Source organism: Nocardia sp. CA-107356 (genome assembly GCF_050946365.1).
Classification (GTDB): domain Bacteria; phylum Actinomycetota; class Actinomycetes; order Mycobacteriales; family Mycobacteriaceae; genus Nocardia.
Window position 1 is genome coordinate 52590 of record NZ_CP191992.1, and the last position, 14361, is coordinate 66950.

Sequence of the window (14361 nt, forward strand, 5' to 3'; positions counted from 1 at the left end):
GACTCACCGTCACCGACCGGCCAGCGCGAGCACCTCTTCCCGGGTCATGCCGCTGCCCCGCCGATAGGCCGCGTCGAAGCGCTGGTCGCTCAGCGTATTCCGGGCCGCTGCCGTGGTCCGCGCGACGTCGGGGTCATTCGCGAGCGCCACTCCGCGCAACGCCGCCCCGCCGCCGAGCAGGACCGCCGCCCGCTCGGCATTCTCCGTCAACAAGGCCACACCGGCGAGGCCCTCCACCGCACTGGCCGCAGTGGGCAACTGGCCGCTGCCCAACGCGATCTCGAGCGCCTGACGATGCGATGAAAGCGCTGCCGCCACATCGCCATCCGCGACGGCCGTCCATCCGAATCCGACCAGGATCCGGGCTCGTGCCTCGATCGCACCGAACGAATCCGACGGGCATCGAGCCAGACCGGTCGAATAGTGGGCCCGTGCCTGCTGCGGCTCGCCGTTGAAGCGCGCGATATCTCCCAGCCCCCGTTGCGCGTTGGCGAACATATCCGATGCGCCGACGGCATGGGCCAGCTCGGCGGCGCGCAGGTAGTCCGCGCGTGCGGCAGCGTGCGAATCATCCTCGCGCGCATGGACATCGCCACGGCGGTTGAGCAGATCCGCGGTGTCCTCGACCGTGCCGAGTTCGGTGGTGAGCACGATCGCCTCGTCCATCATGGCCAGCGACCGCGCCTGCTCACCTCGCCAATCGGCGATGGCGGCCAGCTTGTCCAGTGCGGCCGCGATCGCCCATCGATCACCGACGGTCCGGAAATCATGCAGTGCCGAGGTGAATTCGGTCTCGGCATCGAGGGTTCGACTATTCATCAGCAAGCGCAAGCCCTCGCCCAACCGCACGAAGGACTGTGACCACAGGTCCGGTCCGAACGGCAGTGGATGTTGTTCGGTGTCGATCGGCCCGCCCGCGATGGCGAGCAGGAATACGAGATGTGGTCGGCGTAAGGGTTTTTCGAGTCGGGCCAGCTCAGCGGTCACCCGATCGAGCGGTATCTGCGCGCCGTCTACCGCTCGTGCGGCCGCAGCGGCGCAGAGCGCGTACTCCTCGGCGGGTGCGCTGGAATCCAGTGTCGGCAGCAGGTCGGCGGCCAGTTGCGTCGCATCACCACGCAGACCGCTCAACCACCAGAACCACGACTGTGCCGCGATGAGTCGCAGCGCAACCGCAGGATCGGCGCGGACCGCCCAATGCAGGGCCGCTTGCAGATTGGCGTGTTCCGCGGTCAGCCGGGCCAGCCAGTCGAGTTGCTCGGCACCGCGCAGTTCCGGATCGGCGCGCTCTGCCAGCGCGGCGAAGAATTCCGCATGCGCATGCCGGAATCGCTGCTGCGCACCGGCGTCGACGAGCCGCCGCGCCGCGAATTCCCGGATGGTCTCCAGCATCCGATATCGGCCCTCGACCGACACCACCAGCGACTTGTCGGCCAGGCTGGTCAATAGCTCGTCGGTATCGGGCACATCGCACACCTGCCCGGCATCGGCAATGGTCGCGCCACCCGCGAATACCGAGAATCGTTCGGCCAATTGCTGTTCGGCAGGATCGAGCAGGTCCCAGCTCCATTCGACGACGGCCCGCAAGGTCCGGTGCCGGGGCGAGGCGATGCGTTCGCCGCGGGAGAGCAACCGGAATCGGTCGTCCAGCCGTGCGTCGACCTCATCGAGTCCGAGCGAGCGCAGCCGGGCCGCCGCGAGTTCGATCGCCAGCGGCAGACCGTCCAATCGGGTGCAGATCCGGCGCACCGCGTCGATGGTGCCGGCGTCTACCGCGAACCCGGGTGCCGCCGCGGCCGCGCGGTCGGTGAACAGGCGTATGGCGGCACAGTCGAGGGCCGTAGTGAGATCGGTCTCGGGTGCCGCGACGGCCAGTTGCCCGACAGGGAACACCGTTTCGCCGGTGATACCCAACGGCTCCCGGCTGGTGGCCAGCACCCGCAGGCCGGGGCAGGTACGCAGCAGTAGGTGGGTCAGCCTGGCCGCATCCGCGACCACGTGCTCACAGTTGTCGACAATGATCAGCACGCGCCGATCGGCCAGCATGGCGCGCACCCTGGCCTCGGCATCGGCGGCCGCGGCAGTCGACGCGGTGTCGCGGCCCCCCAGTGCCACCGCGAACGCATGCGCGACCTGAGCGCCGTCGGTCAGCGCTGCGAGATCGACAAAACACACCTCGCCGCGGACACGGTTGCCCGCTTCCAGCGCCAGCCGCGTCTTGCCGGTGCCGCCGGGACCGATCAGCGAGACCAACCGCGACTGCGCGAGCAGCGGCGGTAGCCGCCGCAGTTCATCGTCGCGACCGACAAAGCTGGTGAGCTGAGCGGGCAGCCGCCGGGTCGCGGGCGTGGCCGCCGCATCCGCACGCAGGATCGCCAGATGTGCCTCGGCCAGTTCGGCGGAGGGGTCGGCGCCCAATTCGTCGGCGAGCAGCCGCCTGCCGTCTTCGAAGGCCGCCAGCGCCTGCGCCTGTCGGCCCGCGGCATAGAGCCCGCGCATCAACAGCGCCCTGGCTCGTTCGCGCAGGGGATGTGCCGCGACCAGATCGGCCAGTTCGGCGGCCACCGGGTGGTGTTCACCGAGCGCGAGTGCGGCATCCGCACGATCCTCCACGGCTGCGAGCCGAGCCTCGGTCAAGCGGGCGGCCTGCGCTTCGGCGAAGGGGGCGTCGAGTACGTCGGCCAATACTGGGCCCCGCCACAGCGCCAATGCCTCGTCCAGCAGAATCGCGGCTGCCGCAGGGTCGCCACCGCGCAGTAGTTCGCGTCCGGCGTCGGCGAGCCGGGCGAATCGGTGCGCATCGACCGCATCCGGATCGATCGCGAGCCGGTACCCCGCCGGGCCGAACTCGACCAATTCAGATGGCCCCGCACCATTCCGCAGGCCGCGCCGTAGTCGGGACACCTGCGATTGCAGGGCATGGGCCGCGTCGCCCGGTGGGTTGTCGCCGTAGAGGCCGTCGATCAACCGTTCCGGTGAGATCGTCCGCCCGGCGTCCATGAGCAGCAATGCCAGCAGTGACCGCACTTGCGGGCCGCCGACCGCGATCGGGCTGCCGTCCGCCCGCCGTACCTCGATGGGCCCAAGAATCCCGAACTGCACGGTCGCCAGTATGCCGTGCCGGCCGTGTCGTGCCGTGCGTGCCGGCCGTGCCGTGCCGCCGTGCGTGCCGGCCGTGTCGTGCCGCCGTGCGTGCCGGCCGTGTCGTGCCGTGTCGTGCCGTGTCGTGCCGGCCGTGTCGTGCCGTGTCGTGCGTGTGTGCCGTCCGTGCCGACCGCGGCGGTCAGCGTGCGCCGATGGCGGGACTGATGGCGGTTCCGCCGCTGACATCAATCACATTCGCAGTGATCCAGCGGGCGTCGTCGGAGGCCAGGAAGGCGACCACATCGGCGACGTCGGCCGGTTGCCCGACCCGGCCGAGCGCGGTCATCGCACTTATGGCCGCCCGCATCTGTGGATTGGCGTCCAACAGTGCCGCCGTACCCTCGGTCTCCGTCGCGCCGGGGGCAACGGAATTGACGGTGATACCCCGTGGACCGAGTTCCACGGCAACGGTTTTGGTGAGCACATCGACCGCGCCTTTGCTCATCGCATAGGCGACCTGGGACGGCGCGGCCACCCGGGGTGCGCAGGAGGAGATATTGACGATGCGTCCGCCATCGCGCAGCATCGGCACGGCGCGCTGGGTGATGAACAGCGTTGCGGCGACGTTGACCGCGAACAGATTCTCGACGTCGGCGGGGGACACCTGTTCGAGTGAGCCGCCGATGCCGCCGCCGCCAGCGTTGTTCACCAGGATGTCCAGGTGCGGTTCTGGCAGGCCCGCCGCGAGTTCGGTGAACAACGTGTCGATGCCGTCGGGGGTGCCCAGTGCGGCGCGCACTGGGAATGCCCGCCCGCCCGCGGCCTCGATCTCGGCCACGGTCTGTGCTGCGGCATTCTTGTTGGTGCCGTAGTGGACGGCGACCAGCGCGCCGTCGGCGGCCAACCGGGTGGCGATGGCGCGGCCGATACCGCGAGAGGCGCCGGTGACGAGGGCGGTCTTTCCGGTGAGAGTGGACCCGGTGCGAGTGGACATTGCGAGCTCCTCGATGGTGCGTGCTTTCCGTTCGAGAACAGACTCGCCGGGAGCACTCACCGACCTCTCACCATGCGCTCACCGTTACCGGCGAACTCGGCGAACCTGTTGACTCTTAACGAGAACCTGTTCTAATTTTTGGCATGCGTAGATATGAGGGCCGCCGGGTGTTGGTCACCGGAGCAGGGTCGGGCATCGGGCAGGGCATTGCCCTGCGGCTACTCGACGAGGGGGCGACGTTGGTCGCCGCCGATGTCGACGCAGCGGGGCTGGAGACCACCGCGGCGAAGGCGGGTGACGCGGCCGATCGGCTGCGGACCGTCCAGGTGAATATCGCCGATATCGAGTCGGTACGCACCGCTACGGGCGAGGCGGTCGAATTCCTCGGCGGCCTGGATGTGCTGGTCAACGCGGCAGGCATCCTGCGTCCGGCGCGCACCGACGAGATGCCGCTCGAGGTGTGGAACCAGGTGATCACGGTCAACCTCACCGGTACCTTCCTGATGACCCAGAGTGCGCTGCCCGCGCTGTTGGAGACCGGACACGGCGTCGTCGTGAACCTGTCCTCGACCGCGGCCTTCAGCGCCGCGCCCTATCTGGCGGCGTATGCGGCGTCGAAGGGCGGGGTCAATGCGTTCACCCACGCGATCGCGCTGGAGTACGCCAAGCAGGGGCTGCGCGCGGTGAATATCGTGCCAGCGGGCATCACCAGTGGGATCACCACCAAATCCATCCTCGATCAGCCGGAGGGCTTCGATCCGAAGCTGTTCTCCAGGTTGACCGGCTGGCTCAATGGCGGCGCGCTCGGTAGTCCGGAAGATATCGCGGGTGTGGTCGCGATGGTCGCCTCCGATGACGGCCGCTATATGACCGGCACCGAGATCCGCATCGACGGCGGCGCCCTGATGTAGTCGGGCCGGTCAGGCGGGTCGAGCGACGAGCAGGTGATGCGGAATCGGCGGGTTGGGCAGTTGCTGATGGTCGACGGTGCAGCCAGCGCGTTCCAGTGCGGCGATCACCTCGGCCACCGGCCGCAGCGTGAAACCGTATGCGGTGAACGGCATTTTCGCCATCGCATCCGGATCGCCGATGCCGACTACCAGGCTGCCGCCGGAGCCGACGACACGCACGAGTTCCTGGCAGGCGGCATCCAGGTCCGGCACGAAATAGATGGTGTTGACGGTGATGGCGGCGTCGAGTGCGTTGTCGGCCAGCGGCAGTCCCGTCATCGGTCCATCCGCGAGTTGCATTCGGCCCGTGGCGATTTCGCTCGCGAACTTGGCCCGGGCCCGGATCAGCATATCCGGGGAGATCTCGAAACCGTGTACCGTTCCGTTCGCGCCGACGCGCTCGAGCAGCATCGAAAGACCTGCGCCGCCGCCGAATCCGATATCGGCGACCGTCGCACCCGGGGCGACCGCGGCCGCCGCCACCGCACCCGCGATGGCGCGGTGGTTACCCCGATTGAGGATGAAGGCGAAGCCCTTGCCGAGCGTCCCGTGCGGGTTGCCGAGTTGACCGGCGATCGTGGACAGCAGACGGCCCCGAATACTCATGCCGCCATGCTAGCCACCGCCAATTCGGATCATCGCTGCTACGAATGCTGTTCCCGCCGCCGCGGATCGGATTCGATCGAATGCCGTCAACCGGAAAGCTGACCTTGATGCGCTCACCCCTGATACTTCTCGCTGCCGCTGTTTTGACACTTGCGCCGATCGGTACGGCGGACGCGGCGGGATCGTGGGGACCGCTGGCCCCGCCCAATCCGTACCTGGGCCCGCTCGGGACCGCGACCATGCACGGCGACGCCGGGTCGTCGGATGCGACGCCGTTGGCCGGGCCGGGTACGGGCGGGATTTCGGTGGCCGGGTACCCATTGGCGTCGGCATGCCCGACCCTGCTGCAGGGTTCGGACAATCTGGTTGTCGCGCTGTGCACACCGATCCTCGGCCAGACCCCGACCATTCATCTGCTCGATCCGTCGTTCGGCGGTCCGGTCGGCACCCCACTGGCATCGCTGCAGATCGCCAAGGGCAGCCTGCTCGGTGGCGTCTACGCCTATCTCGACAATGCCGACCGTTTGGTCATCGTGGATGGCAACCGCACCCTGCTCCGCGTCGGCCACGCGCGCGACGCGGCGGGCAAGTGGCGGTTGTCCATCGACTCGTCCACCGATCTCAGCTCGGTGATTCCGGTGGGCGATAACGTGACCGGGCTGGTGCCGGACTGGTCCGGCAATGTCTGGTTCGCCACCGGCAAGAGTGTTGTCGGGCTGGTGACGCCCGCGGGTGCGTCGGCCACCGTCGCACTGCCCGCGGGTGAGTCGGTGGCCAACAGCATCTCCTCGGCGCCGAGTGGACGGGTTGCGGTCGCCACCACGCATGCGCTCTACGAGCTGCGCGCCGATGCGGCCGGACGGCCCGAGGTGCTGTGGCGCGCCGCCTATGATCGCGGGTCGGCGCGCAAGCCGGGACAGCTCAGCTGGGGCACCGGCTCGACGCCGACCTACTTCGGACCGAACTCCGGCGCCGACTATCTGACCATCGTCGACAATGCGGACGGACAGGTCAACGCCTTGGTCTTCCGTTCCGGCAGTGGGCAATTGGTGTGCTCGCAACCGGTGCTGACCCGTGGTGGCGCGGGTAGCGAGAACTCACCGATCGGTATCGGGCGATCGGTCTTCGTTGCCAGCACCTACGGCTACCCGTATCCCACCGTTCCCGAGGGCGCGGGTTCGGCCGTTCCGGCTAGCGCACCGTTCGTCGGCGGCATGACCAGGGTCGATGTCGATGACACCGGCTGTCACACGGTGTGGGAGAACACCGTGCGCAGCGCGGCCGTCCCGCATCTGTCCGCCGCCGACGGCTTGCTCTACACCGTGACGCGCGTCGGGCTCGATATCACCACCCCGCTCGACGGCTACGCGTTCACCGTCATGAATCCGGATACCGGCGCGGTAATGTCGGAGCGGCCGCTGGCCGGAACCATTGTCGACGACCCGCTGCAGACCTCACCGTTGATCACTCACGACCGCAAGATTCTGCAGGGCACCATCACCGGAATCCTGCGCATCAGCTGACGCACCGGTCACCGGCATTCGGTCCGGTGGCCAAACCACGCTCGATGACCGCGAGCGTGCGCTGTATCGCCTGGTCCTTGGCCGCATCGTCGAGATCGTCGAGTACGCCATCGATGATGAGCGATGCCATGCCGTGCACCGTTGACCAGGCGGCGTATTCGGCGTCCGGCCGATCCGCGGGGTCGAGGAATCCGATGCCGACGAGTTCGTCGAGGAGTCCGGCGAGCAGGTCGAAGGCCGGGGACGGTGTCTGGTCGCCGCAGAAGGCGGTCCGGAACAGGCCCGGTTCGCGGAGTGCGAAGGTGATGTAGCCGCGGCCGACCGCCCCTAGCCGGGCGACCGCATCCGCTTGCGGCGCAAGACTTGCCATCGTCTCGGACATCGCGCCGAACAGGGTCTGCTGGGCCTGTTCCTGTGCCGCGTTGAGCAGTTCCTCGTGATTGGTGAAGTGCCGGTAGGCCGCGGTCGGGGTGACACCGACGTGGCGGGCGGCGGCACGCACGGTCACCGCCTCCGGTCCGCCGGTTTCCGCGAGTTCGGCGGCGGCGTTCACCAGCGCATTGCGCAGGTCGCCGTGGTGGTACGGGCCGGTGCGGGCGGAGCGCTTCGTCGCTGCTTCCGAATGTGTCATCACTTCGATGTTGACACCCGCACACATCTCTGGCAAGTTAACACCCATAAAGTTTACGCATGACAACATGCCCGATCGGAGACCGATATGTTCGAAAGACTCGGCAGATTCGTCGTCGACCACGCGCGCTGGATCCTGGTCGTCGGCGTGCTCGCGCTCGTCGCGGGCGGTGTGGTCGGCGCCACCGCCTTCAGCAAGATGCAACCCGGTGGTCAGGAGGATCCCAACGCCCAATCCAGCGCCGCATTAACGCAACTGGCCGATAAATTCGGCGCCGACACCGACTACGTCTTCCTGGTCGAGGCGAAGCAAGGGACGGTCGACGGCGATGCGGTCGCCAATGTCGGCCGCGATCTGGCCCGGCGCCTCGCGGCCGATCAGCGGCTCATCAATGTCGTCTCGTACTGGGATACCGGATCCCCGGCCATGCGTTCCGGAGACGGAACCGCCGCCGTGGTCCTAGCGGGCAATGTCGATAAGCAGGCGACCGATAAGGAGAAGTCCGCCGCCGCGATCGTCGACGCCTATCGTGCCGATGGTCCTACCGCGCGGGTCAAGGTCGGCGGCGGCACCGCGATCTTCCACTCGATCACCGAACAGATCGGCAAGGATCTCGGCCTCGCGGAAGCCGTTGCGGTGCCATTGATTCTGGCGCTGCTGGTGCTGGCCTTCGGCAATGTGATCGCCGCATTGCTCACCCTGGTCGTCGGCGGTATCGCCATTCTGGGCACGTTCACCGAACTCGCGATCCTCGGTTCGGTCACCGATGTGTCGATCTATGCGGTGAATCTGACCACCGGTCTCGGGCTCGGGCTCGCGGTGGACTACGGGCTGCTGATGGTGAGCCGATTCCGCGAGCGCCGCGCGGCCGGGGCCGAACCGTCCGATGCGGTGATCTCGGCGGTAGCCACGGCCGGGCGGACCATCGCGTTCAGCGCGGCAACGGTCGTCGCGGCGCTGTCCGCGCTGGTGATCTTCCCGCAGTACTTCCTGCGGTCGTTCGCCTACGGCGGCATCGGCGTTGTCGCCATCGCCGCCTCGGCCGCGGTGGTCGTATTGCCCGCGCTGCTCGCGGTACTCGGCGCGCGCACCGATGCGTGGCGGGTGCCCGGTGTCCGCGGGATCCGCGGTGACGCCACCCCCTTCTGGGCCGGGGTGGCCGGATTCGCGATGCGCAGGCCGCTGCTGGCGGGTGTGCCGGTGGTGGCGGTACTGCTGCTCGCGGCCGCGCCGCTGCTGAATGTGCAGTTCGGCACACCCGACGATCGGGTGCTCCCGACGAGCACCGAGGTACGTCAGGTCGGCGATGCGATGCGTGACGACTTCGGCGGCGGCGATGTCAACGCGCTATCGGTGATCACCGAGACCGGTGTTGCCGCTGGCCCGCTCGCGGACTACGCGCGCACCCTGTCCCGGGTCGAGCACGTCACCCAGGTCGATTCGAGCGCTGGCACTTTCGTGCACGGCGAGCTGACGACGACAACACCCGCCGATGCCAGGTTCGCCCGTCCGGACGCGCAGCGGCTGACCGTGCTCACCGATCTGGACCGCGACTCCTCGGCCGCCCGTGATCTGGTCGATCGGGTGCGCGAGGTGCCCGGCCCCGGTGGTGCGAGCGCCTTGGTGGGCGGTCAGGTGGCCGAGCTGCGCGACAGTCTCGCATCGATCGGCGCGAAACTGCCGATCGCGATCGGGTGGATCGTGGCGACGACCTTCGCGCTGCTGTTCCTGTTCACCGGCAGCATTGTGCAGCCGCTGCGGGCATTGCTGTCGAATGTGCTGAGCCTGGCCGCCACGCTGGGACTGATGGTGTTCATCTTCCAGCAGGGACACCTGTCCGGAGTGATCGGCTTCACCCCGGCGCCGCTGGATGTTTCGATGCTGCTGCTGTTGTTCTGCATCACCTTCGGACTGTCGATGGACTACGAGGTGTTCGTGATCAGCCGGATCAAGGAGCTGCACGATCGCGGGGCGTCGACGAAGGAAGCGGTTATCGAGGGGCTGGCCCGTACCGGGCGCTTGGTGACCACCGCCGCGGCGCTGATCTCGATCAGTTTCCTCGCCTTCACCAGCAGTGATGTCCGGTTCATCCAGTTCTTCGGACTCGGTGCGGGATTGGCGATCCTGATCGACGCGACGCTGGTACGCGGCGTACTGGTTCCGGTGGCGATGCGGCTGCTCGGCCGGGCGGCCTGGTACGCGCCGAAGCCGTTGCGGTTGGTGCACGGTCGATTGGGTCTGGCCGAAGCCTGACGGCGTTCACACGGCGGCCCCGCATCGCATGTGCGGGGCCGCTGCCGTATGTCGGTGATCGCCTGCCGGAGTGCCGTTTTCGCCCGATTCAGCGAGGTTGGACGGCAATGGTGGCGGATATCACAGCGCCCGTTGTGGTTGCGGTCGAAGTGCTGACCGCGGCTCGATCCGGTAGTCGAGCAACCGCATTTCCGCAGCTGGTTAATCATGATCTTGACCGGATGTAAGTACACCTTGAAGCGTTACGACTAGGTGTGGATCACGTTTATTACCTAGTAAACCAACCTGAGGTTGTTTTTAGTTCATCCAACGGTCAGCTAACGCCATTATGAACCATAAAAAACGCAGGTCCAGGCGGCGTATGTCGAACGTAGAGATATCTATGTTTGCTATCCAGCTAATCGCTCGGAGAATGTTTGTGACCCACCGAGGGTTTCCCGATCGTGATCTGGAACCGTGCTCTAGAGGTCCTATGCGAGGCTCGATACGGGTTGTCGGGATGGCCGCCATGAGTTTGCTGAAGGTATGAAAAACCATGTGCCCACATGGGTTTGCTGGGGTGCTGCTTTATACGCTTGACCTCGGCGGGGAGGGTTGCATAGGGATAACGATTGTGTAGAGTTGACGGTAACGCTGGCCGCAGCTGAGCTGGACTCGCTGCGGCCAGCGGAACTCAATTGGGGGACTTCGAAACTCATCCGTGGCGTAGCGTTGCTACCGATTGCCCGGCCCCATTTCACTCATCGTGTGCTCGGCGTTGTCTGCCAGTGGTCTGCGGGATCCGCGCCGGTGGCGGACCGGTCCAGCTCGGCCTCAGCCCGCGTCCTGCTCATGCCTGCGCCTCGCTGCGCTCGGCTACGACATGCGCAATGCACGCTGGCACATGATTCGCTCGCTACGCCCGCTCATGCGCAGCCCGGCGACCGACCACGAAGACGTAGCCGAGAAACAGCGCCTCCACGATGAATCCGATGCCGACCTTCACCGGCACGGGCAGCGAACTCGGTGTCAGGAAACCCTCCAGCAGACCACAGACCAGCAGCACCGCGACCAGACCGAGCGCCACCGTCGCGGTCGCCCGGCCCTGGCGCGCCACCGCCTCCAACCGACTCGACCGGCCCGGATCGATCAGCGTCCAGCCCAGCTTCAGTCCGACGCCGCCTGCCACGAAGATCGCGGTCAGCTCGAGCGTGCCGTGCGGCAGGATGAATCCGAAGAACGAGTCGAGCCGACCGGCATCGGCCATCAGACCGCCGGTCACCGCCGTATTCAGCGCGTTCCCGAACAGCAGGTAGACCGCCGGCAGGATCAGCACGCCGGTGAACAGCACCATCGCCGTCACCCAGGCGTTATTGGTCCAGACCTGCGCGGCGAAGGCGTCGTGCGGATGTTCGGTGTAGTAGGTCTCGAATTCCCCGCCGGGGGCGGTGAGCCAGTCGTTGTCATCGGAGACGCCGAACAGGTCGCGCGCCGCACCGGACCCCGATATCCAGACGGCCAAACCGGTGGAGACGATGATGAAGACCGCGGCCACCGATACCCACCACGGCCACGCCCGATACAGCGTCGCGGGAAATCGGTGCGTGAAGAACCGGCCGACCTCATGCCACGCATCACCCTTGGTGCCGAGCACCCGGCCGCGCGCCTTGGTCAGCAGCGCACTGAGTCCGGCGATGAGTTCCGGGTCCGGACTGTGCGATTGCAGGCGGGCCAACTGCTGTGAGGTGCGCCGGTACAGCACGACCAGCTCGTCGGCCTCGGCTCCGGTGAGCTTGCGCCGCCCGGCCAGATAGTCCAGGCGATCCCATGCGCCCCGCTGTGCATAGCTATACGCGTCTACGTCCATTGGTTGCCTCCCATACCGCCGGTCGGAAGAATGCTATCGACATGGCTGAATTCACCACCGGCGAAGCGGTCGCACTCGAGCTGCCCATCGCACGGATCCCGACCAGGGCCACCGCGTTCCTCGTGGACGTGCTGGTGCAGTTCGTGCTGGGCAGCATGCTGTTTTTCGGTCTCAGCCTGGTGCTCACCTTCTCCACCGCGGACTCCGCATGGCTGAGTGTGGCGGTGATCACCACGATCGTCGCGACCCTGGTCGGCTATCCGGTGATCTGCGAAACCCTGATGCGCGGACGGACCATCGGGAAGTTGGCGCTCGGCCTGCGGGTGGTGCGCGGCGACGGCGGACCGATCGATTTCCGCCATGCCCTGACCCGTGGGCTGGCCGGCGCGATCGTCGACTTCTGGATGTTGGGCGCATTCGGTGCGGTCGGGGTGGTCACCTCGATGTGCTCGCCGAACGCGCGCCGGGTCGGTGATGTGCTCGCGGGCACCGTTGTCGTGCACAGCCAGCGCCGCGTGCCCTTCCCGCTTTTGGCCGTCGCGCCGCCCTGGCTCATCGCTTGGTCCGGACAGCTGGACCTGTCCGGCATCCACGAAGATCTCGCACTCGCGGTGCGCCAGTACCTGTCTCGCGTCAACACCCTCAGCCCCGCCGCACAGGCGAACCTCGGCCACACCCTGGTCGTCGCGGTCTGCGACCGCCTGCAGATTCCGGTACCGACCGACTACCCACCCGTACAGATCCTGGGCGCGGTCATCGCCGAACGCCAGCGCCGCACCCTCGCCCCGATCATCGCCCCGATGATCATGGCGGGCCCGCGCCCGATGCCGATCTCCCGTGCAAGCTAGGTGATACCGAGTTCCATACTCCAACACGGGCATTAACCCGTGAGTTCGGTTGAGCTGATGTCGGCGCAGGACCGCCGCGCTGCGGGGAACGTCGACTCGCTGGCGGTCGAGGAGCGTACTTCGTGGCTTCGTTATTCGGCACTGCACCCTGGCTCGTCGCCGTGCTTGTCCTGATGTCTCTCCTATGGGCCGGGTTCGTGGCCATTGTGCTGCTGGCCAAGGTCTTGGCGGCTCCGGAGCGCGAGATAGCGATCCGGATCCGGATGATGCCTCGGCCGAGGATCGACATCGATGCGAAGCCGTCGTGCCCGCGGTCGGAGAATCGCGGAATCACATAGTGCCGGACTGTTTCAGCTCGAGGTATTCGTCGGCCAAGGCTTCGGGCAGGCGTTCCGGGGCAGCCGCGACGACGGCGATGCCCATGCGGCGCAGGGATTCTTGGACCAGGGCGCGTTCGGCGAGCAGGGATTCGGCGGCGGCCGCGGGGTAGAGGTCGGTCAGGGTGGCACGGTTGGCGGCGGCCGCGGCTAGATCGGGGTCGGTGACCGAAACGATCAGGACGCGGTGGCGTTGGGCGAGGGTCGGCAGGACCGGGAGCAGGTTCTCTTCGACCGCTGCACCGTCGAGACTGGTGAACCAGACCACCAGACTGCGGCGGCGGGTGCGTTGGATGGCCGCGCGGACCAAGCCCGCACTGTCGGTGTCGACGAGTGCTGGGGTCACGCCCGCCATGGCGTGCATGAGTTTCAGTTGTAGGCGGCGACCGCCGACACCGCGCACCTCGGCGCGGACCTGACGGTCGTAGGCGAGCAGATCCACGGAATCACCCGCGGCGGCGGCGAGTCCGCCGAGCAGCAGGGCGGCCTCGATGCTCGCGTCCAGGCGGGTGCCCGCGCCGACGCGGCCCGCGCTGATACGGCCGGTGTCGAGCACCATCAACATGTGCCGGTTGCGCTCCGGACGCCAGGTGCGCACCAATACGTCGGTGGCGCGGGCGGTGGCGCGCCAGTCGATGGCCCGGACGTCATCGCCGGCGACATATTCGCGGAACGAATCGAATTCGGTGCCCTGACCCCGCAGGTTGGCGATATTGCGGCCCTCGAGATGTTGCAGCCGCTTCACTTTCGAGCGCAGCAGGCGTTCGCTTCGGAATTCGGGCAGCGCCCGGACACGGGCGGCCACGGTATGGCGGCTCTGCCATCCGGCCATACCCAGTAGGCCGAACAGTCGCACCGTCACCGGACCGGCGACCCGATCACCGCGGTAGGTCGGGGTAAGTGTGGTGTGCACGCGCAGGCGAGTGTTCGGCGGCAGATCCAGCCGGTGCGTGCGGGTTTCGGCGCGGGCGCTGGCGGGCCAGTCGTCCCACAACCGCCCGCGCACGGTGCGGGTGCCATTGTTCACCACGCCGAGTTCCACCTCGGCGGTCCGGCCGAGTCGGATCACCGTCAGCGGTTCCCTGGACAGCCTGAGGTCACACGCTCGGGCCACCGTGCCCAGATCGAAAAGGATAAGGGCGGCAAGCAGACTCGTCACCAGGACAACGCCGAGCCAGGACGGCATGACGAAGCCGACGAACACTGCGAGCACCGCCGCCGTCGCGGCGAGCCGACCGGTGACGACCAC

The 14361-nt window shown here is 67.3% G+C and carries 10 protein-coding genes; 4 read left to right on the plus strand and 6 right to left on the minus strand.

The window, feature by feature from the left end; genetic code table 11:
- Positions 1-9: 9 nt before the first annotated feature.
- Together ACQP1G_RS00255 and ACQP1G_RS00260 are read right to left on the minus strand one after the other, a co-directional pair.
- A complete protein-coding gene (locus tag ACQP1G_RS00255; RefSeq protein WP_433197168.1) occupies positions 10-3102 on the minus strand; it encodes a BTAD domain-containing putative transcriptional regulator in 3093 nt (1030 codons plus the stop codon).
- A gap of 181 nt (positions 3103-3283) precedes the next feature.
- Positions 3284-4078 (minus strand): SDR family NAD(P)-dependent oxidoreductase, encoded by a 795-nt coding sequence (locus ACQP1G_RS00260; RefSeq protein WP_433197170.1) that lies wholly within the window; start codon positions 4076-4078, stop codon positions 3284-3286.
- Positions 4079-4221: 143 nt separating this feature from the next.
- Between ACQP1G_RS00260 and ACQP1G_RS00265 the strand changes: the two genes are divergently transcribed.
- Positions 4222-4989: an SDR family NAD(P)-dependent oxidoreductase gene (locus ACQP1G_RS00265; RefSeq protein WP_433197172.1), complete on the plus strand. Its 768-nt coding sequence runs from the start codon at positions 4222-4224 to the stop codon at positions 4987-4989.
- Between the two features lie 9 nt (positions 4990-4998).
- Here ACQP1G_RS00265 and ACQP1G_RS00270 read toward each other — a convergent pair whose 3' ends face one another.
- Complete coding sequence (locus ACQP1G_RS00270; RefSeq protein ID WP_433197174.1) at positions 4999-5634, minus strand: class I SAM-dependent methyltransferase; 636 nt, start codon at positions 5632-5634, stop codon at positions 4999-5001.
- 107 nt (positions 5635-5741) lie between these two features.
- Between ACQP1G_RS00270 and ACQP1G_RS00275 the strand changes: the two genes are divergently transcribed.
- Positions 5742-7157 (plus strand): hypothetical protein, encoded by a 1416-nt coding sequence (locus tag ACQP1G_RS00275; protein WP_433197176.1) that lies wholly within the window; start codon positions 5742-5744, stop codon positions 7155-7157.
- On the opposite strand, the gene ACQP1G_RS00280 is transcribed toward ACQP1G_RS00275, so the two are convergent.
- Positions 7150-7788: a TetR/AcrR family transcriptional regulator gene (locus tag ACQP1G_RS00280; RefSeq protein WP_433197178.1), complete on the minus strand. Its 639-nt coding sequence runs from the start codon at positions 7786-7788 to the stop codon at positions 7150-7152. The genes ACQP1G_RS00275 and ACQP1G_RS00280 overlap by 8 nt on opposite strands.
- Before the next feature lie 87 nt (positions 7789-7875).
- Here ACQP1G_RS00280 and ACQP1G_RS00285 point away from each other — a divergent pair, with 87 nt between their 5' ends.
- A complete protein-coding gene (locus ACQP1G_RS00285) occupies positions 7876-10041 on the plus strand; it encodes an MMPL family transporter (protein ID WP_433197180.1) in 2166 nt (721 codons plus the stop codon).
- A gap of 895 nt (positions 10042-10936) precedes the next feature.
- Here the strand turns inward: ACQP1G_RS00285 and ACQP1G_RS00290 are convergent.
- Positions 10937-11887, minus strand: a complete 951-nt coding sequence (locus ACQP1G_RS00290; RefSeq protein ID WP_433197182.1) for a stage II sporulation protein M — start codon at positions 11885-11887, stop codon at positions 10937-10939.
- A gap of 41 nt (positions 11888-11928) precedes the next feature.
- On the opposite strand from ACQP1G_RS00290, the gene ACQP1G_RS00295 reads away from it, so the two are divergent.
- Complete coding sequence (locus tag ACQP1G_RS00295; RefSeq protein WP_433197184.1) at positions 11929-12735, plus strand: RDD family protein; 807 nt, start codon at positions 11929-11931, stop codon at positions 12733-12735.
- Positions 12736-13065: 330 nt separating this feature from the next.
- Here the strand turns inward: ACQP1G_RS00295 and ACQP1G_RS00300 are convergent, their stop codons facing one another.
- Positions 13066-14361, minus strand: coding sequence for a DUF58 domain-containing protein (locus tag ACQP1G_RS00300; RefSeq protein WP_433197186.1), 1296 nt, complete (start codon positions 14359-14361; stop codon positions 13066-13068).

What these genes read in the sequence shown, in the direction of transcription:
- ACQP1G_RS00260 (WP_433197170.1), bottom strand. Translation starts at nt 4,078, where the DNA reads ATGTCCACTCGCACCGGGTCCACTCTCACCGGAAAGACCGCCCTCGTC.
- ACQP1G_RS00265 (WP_433197172.1), top strand. Translation starts at nt 4,222, where the DNA reads ATGCGTAGATATGAGGGCCGCCGGGTGTTGGTCACCGGAGCAGGGTCG.
- ACQP1G_RS00270 (WP_433197174.1), bottom strand. Translation starts at nt 5,634, where the DNA reads ATGAGTATTCGGGGCCGTCTGCTGTCCACGATCGCCGGTCAACTCGGC.
- ACQP1G_RS00275 (WP_433197176.1), top strand. Translation starts at nt 5,742, where the DNA reads ATGCGCTCACCCCTGATACTTCTCGCTGCCGCTGTTTTGACACTTGCG.
- ACQP1G_RS00280 (WP_433197178.1), bottom strand. Translation starts at nt 7,788, where the DNA reads ATGACACATTCGGAAGCAGCGACGAAGCGCTCCGCCCGCACCGGCCCG.
- ACQP1G_RS00285 (WP_433197180.1), top strand. Translation starts at nt 7,876, where the DNA reads ATGTTCGAAAGACTCGGCAGATTCGTCGTCGACCACGCGCGCTGGATC.
- ACQP1G_RS00290 (WP_433197182.1), bottom strand. Translation starts at nt 11,887, where the DNA reads ATGGACGTAGACGCGTATAGCTATGCACAGCGGGGCGCATGGGATCGC.
- ACQP1G_RS00295 (WP_433197184.1), top strand. Translation starts at nt 11,929, where the DNA reads ATGGCTGAATTCACCACCGGCGAAGCGGTCGCACTCGAGCTGCCCATC.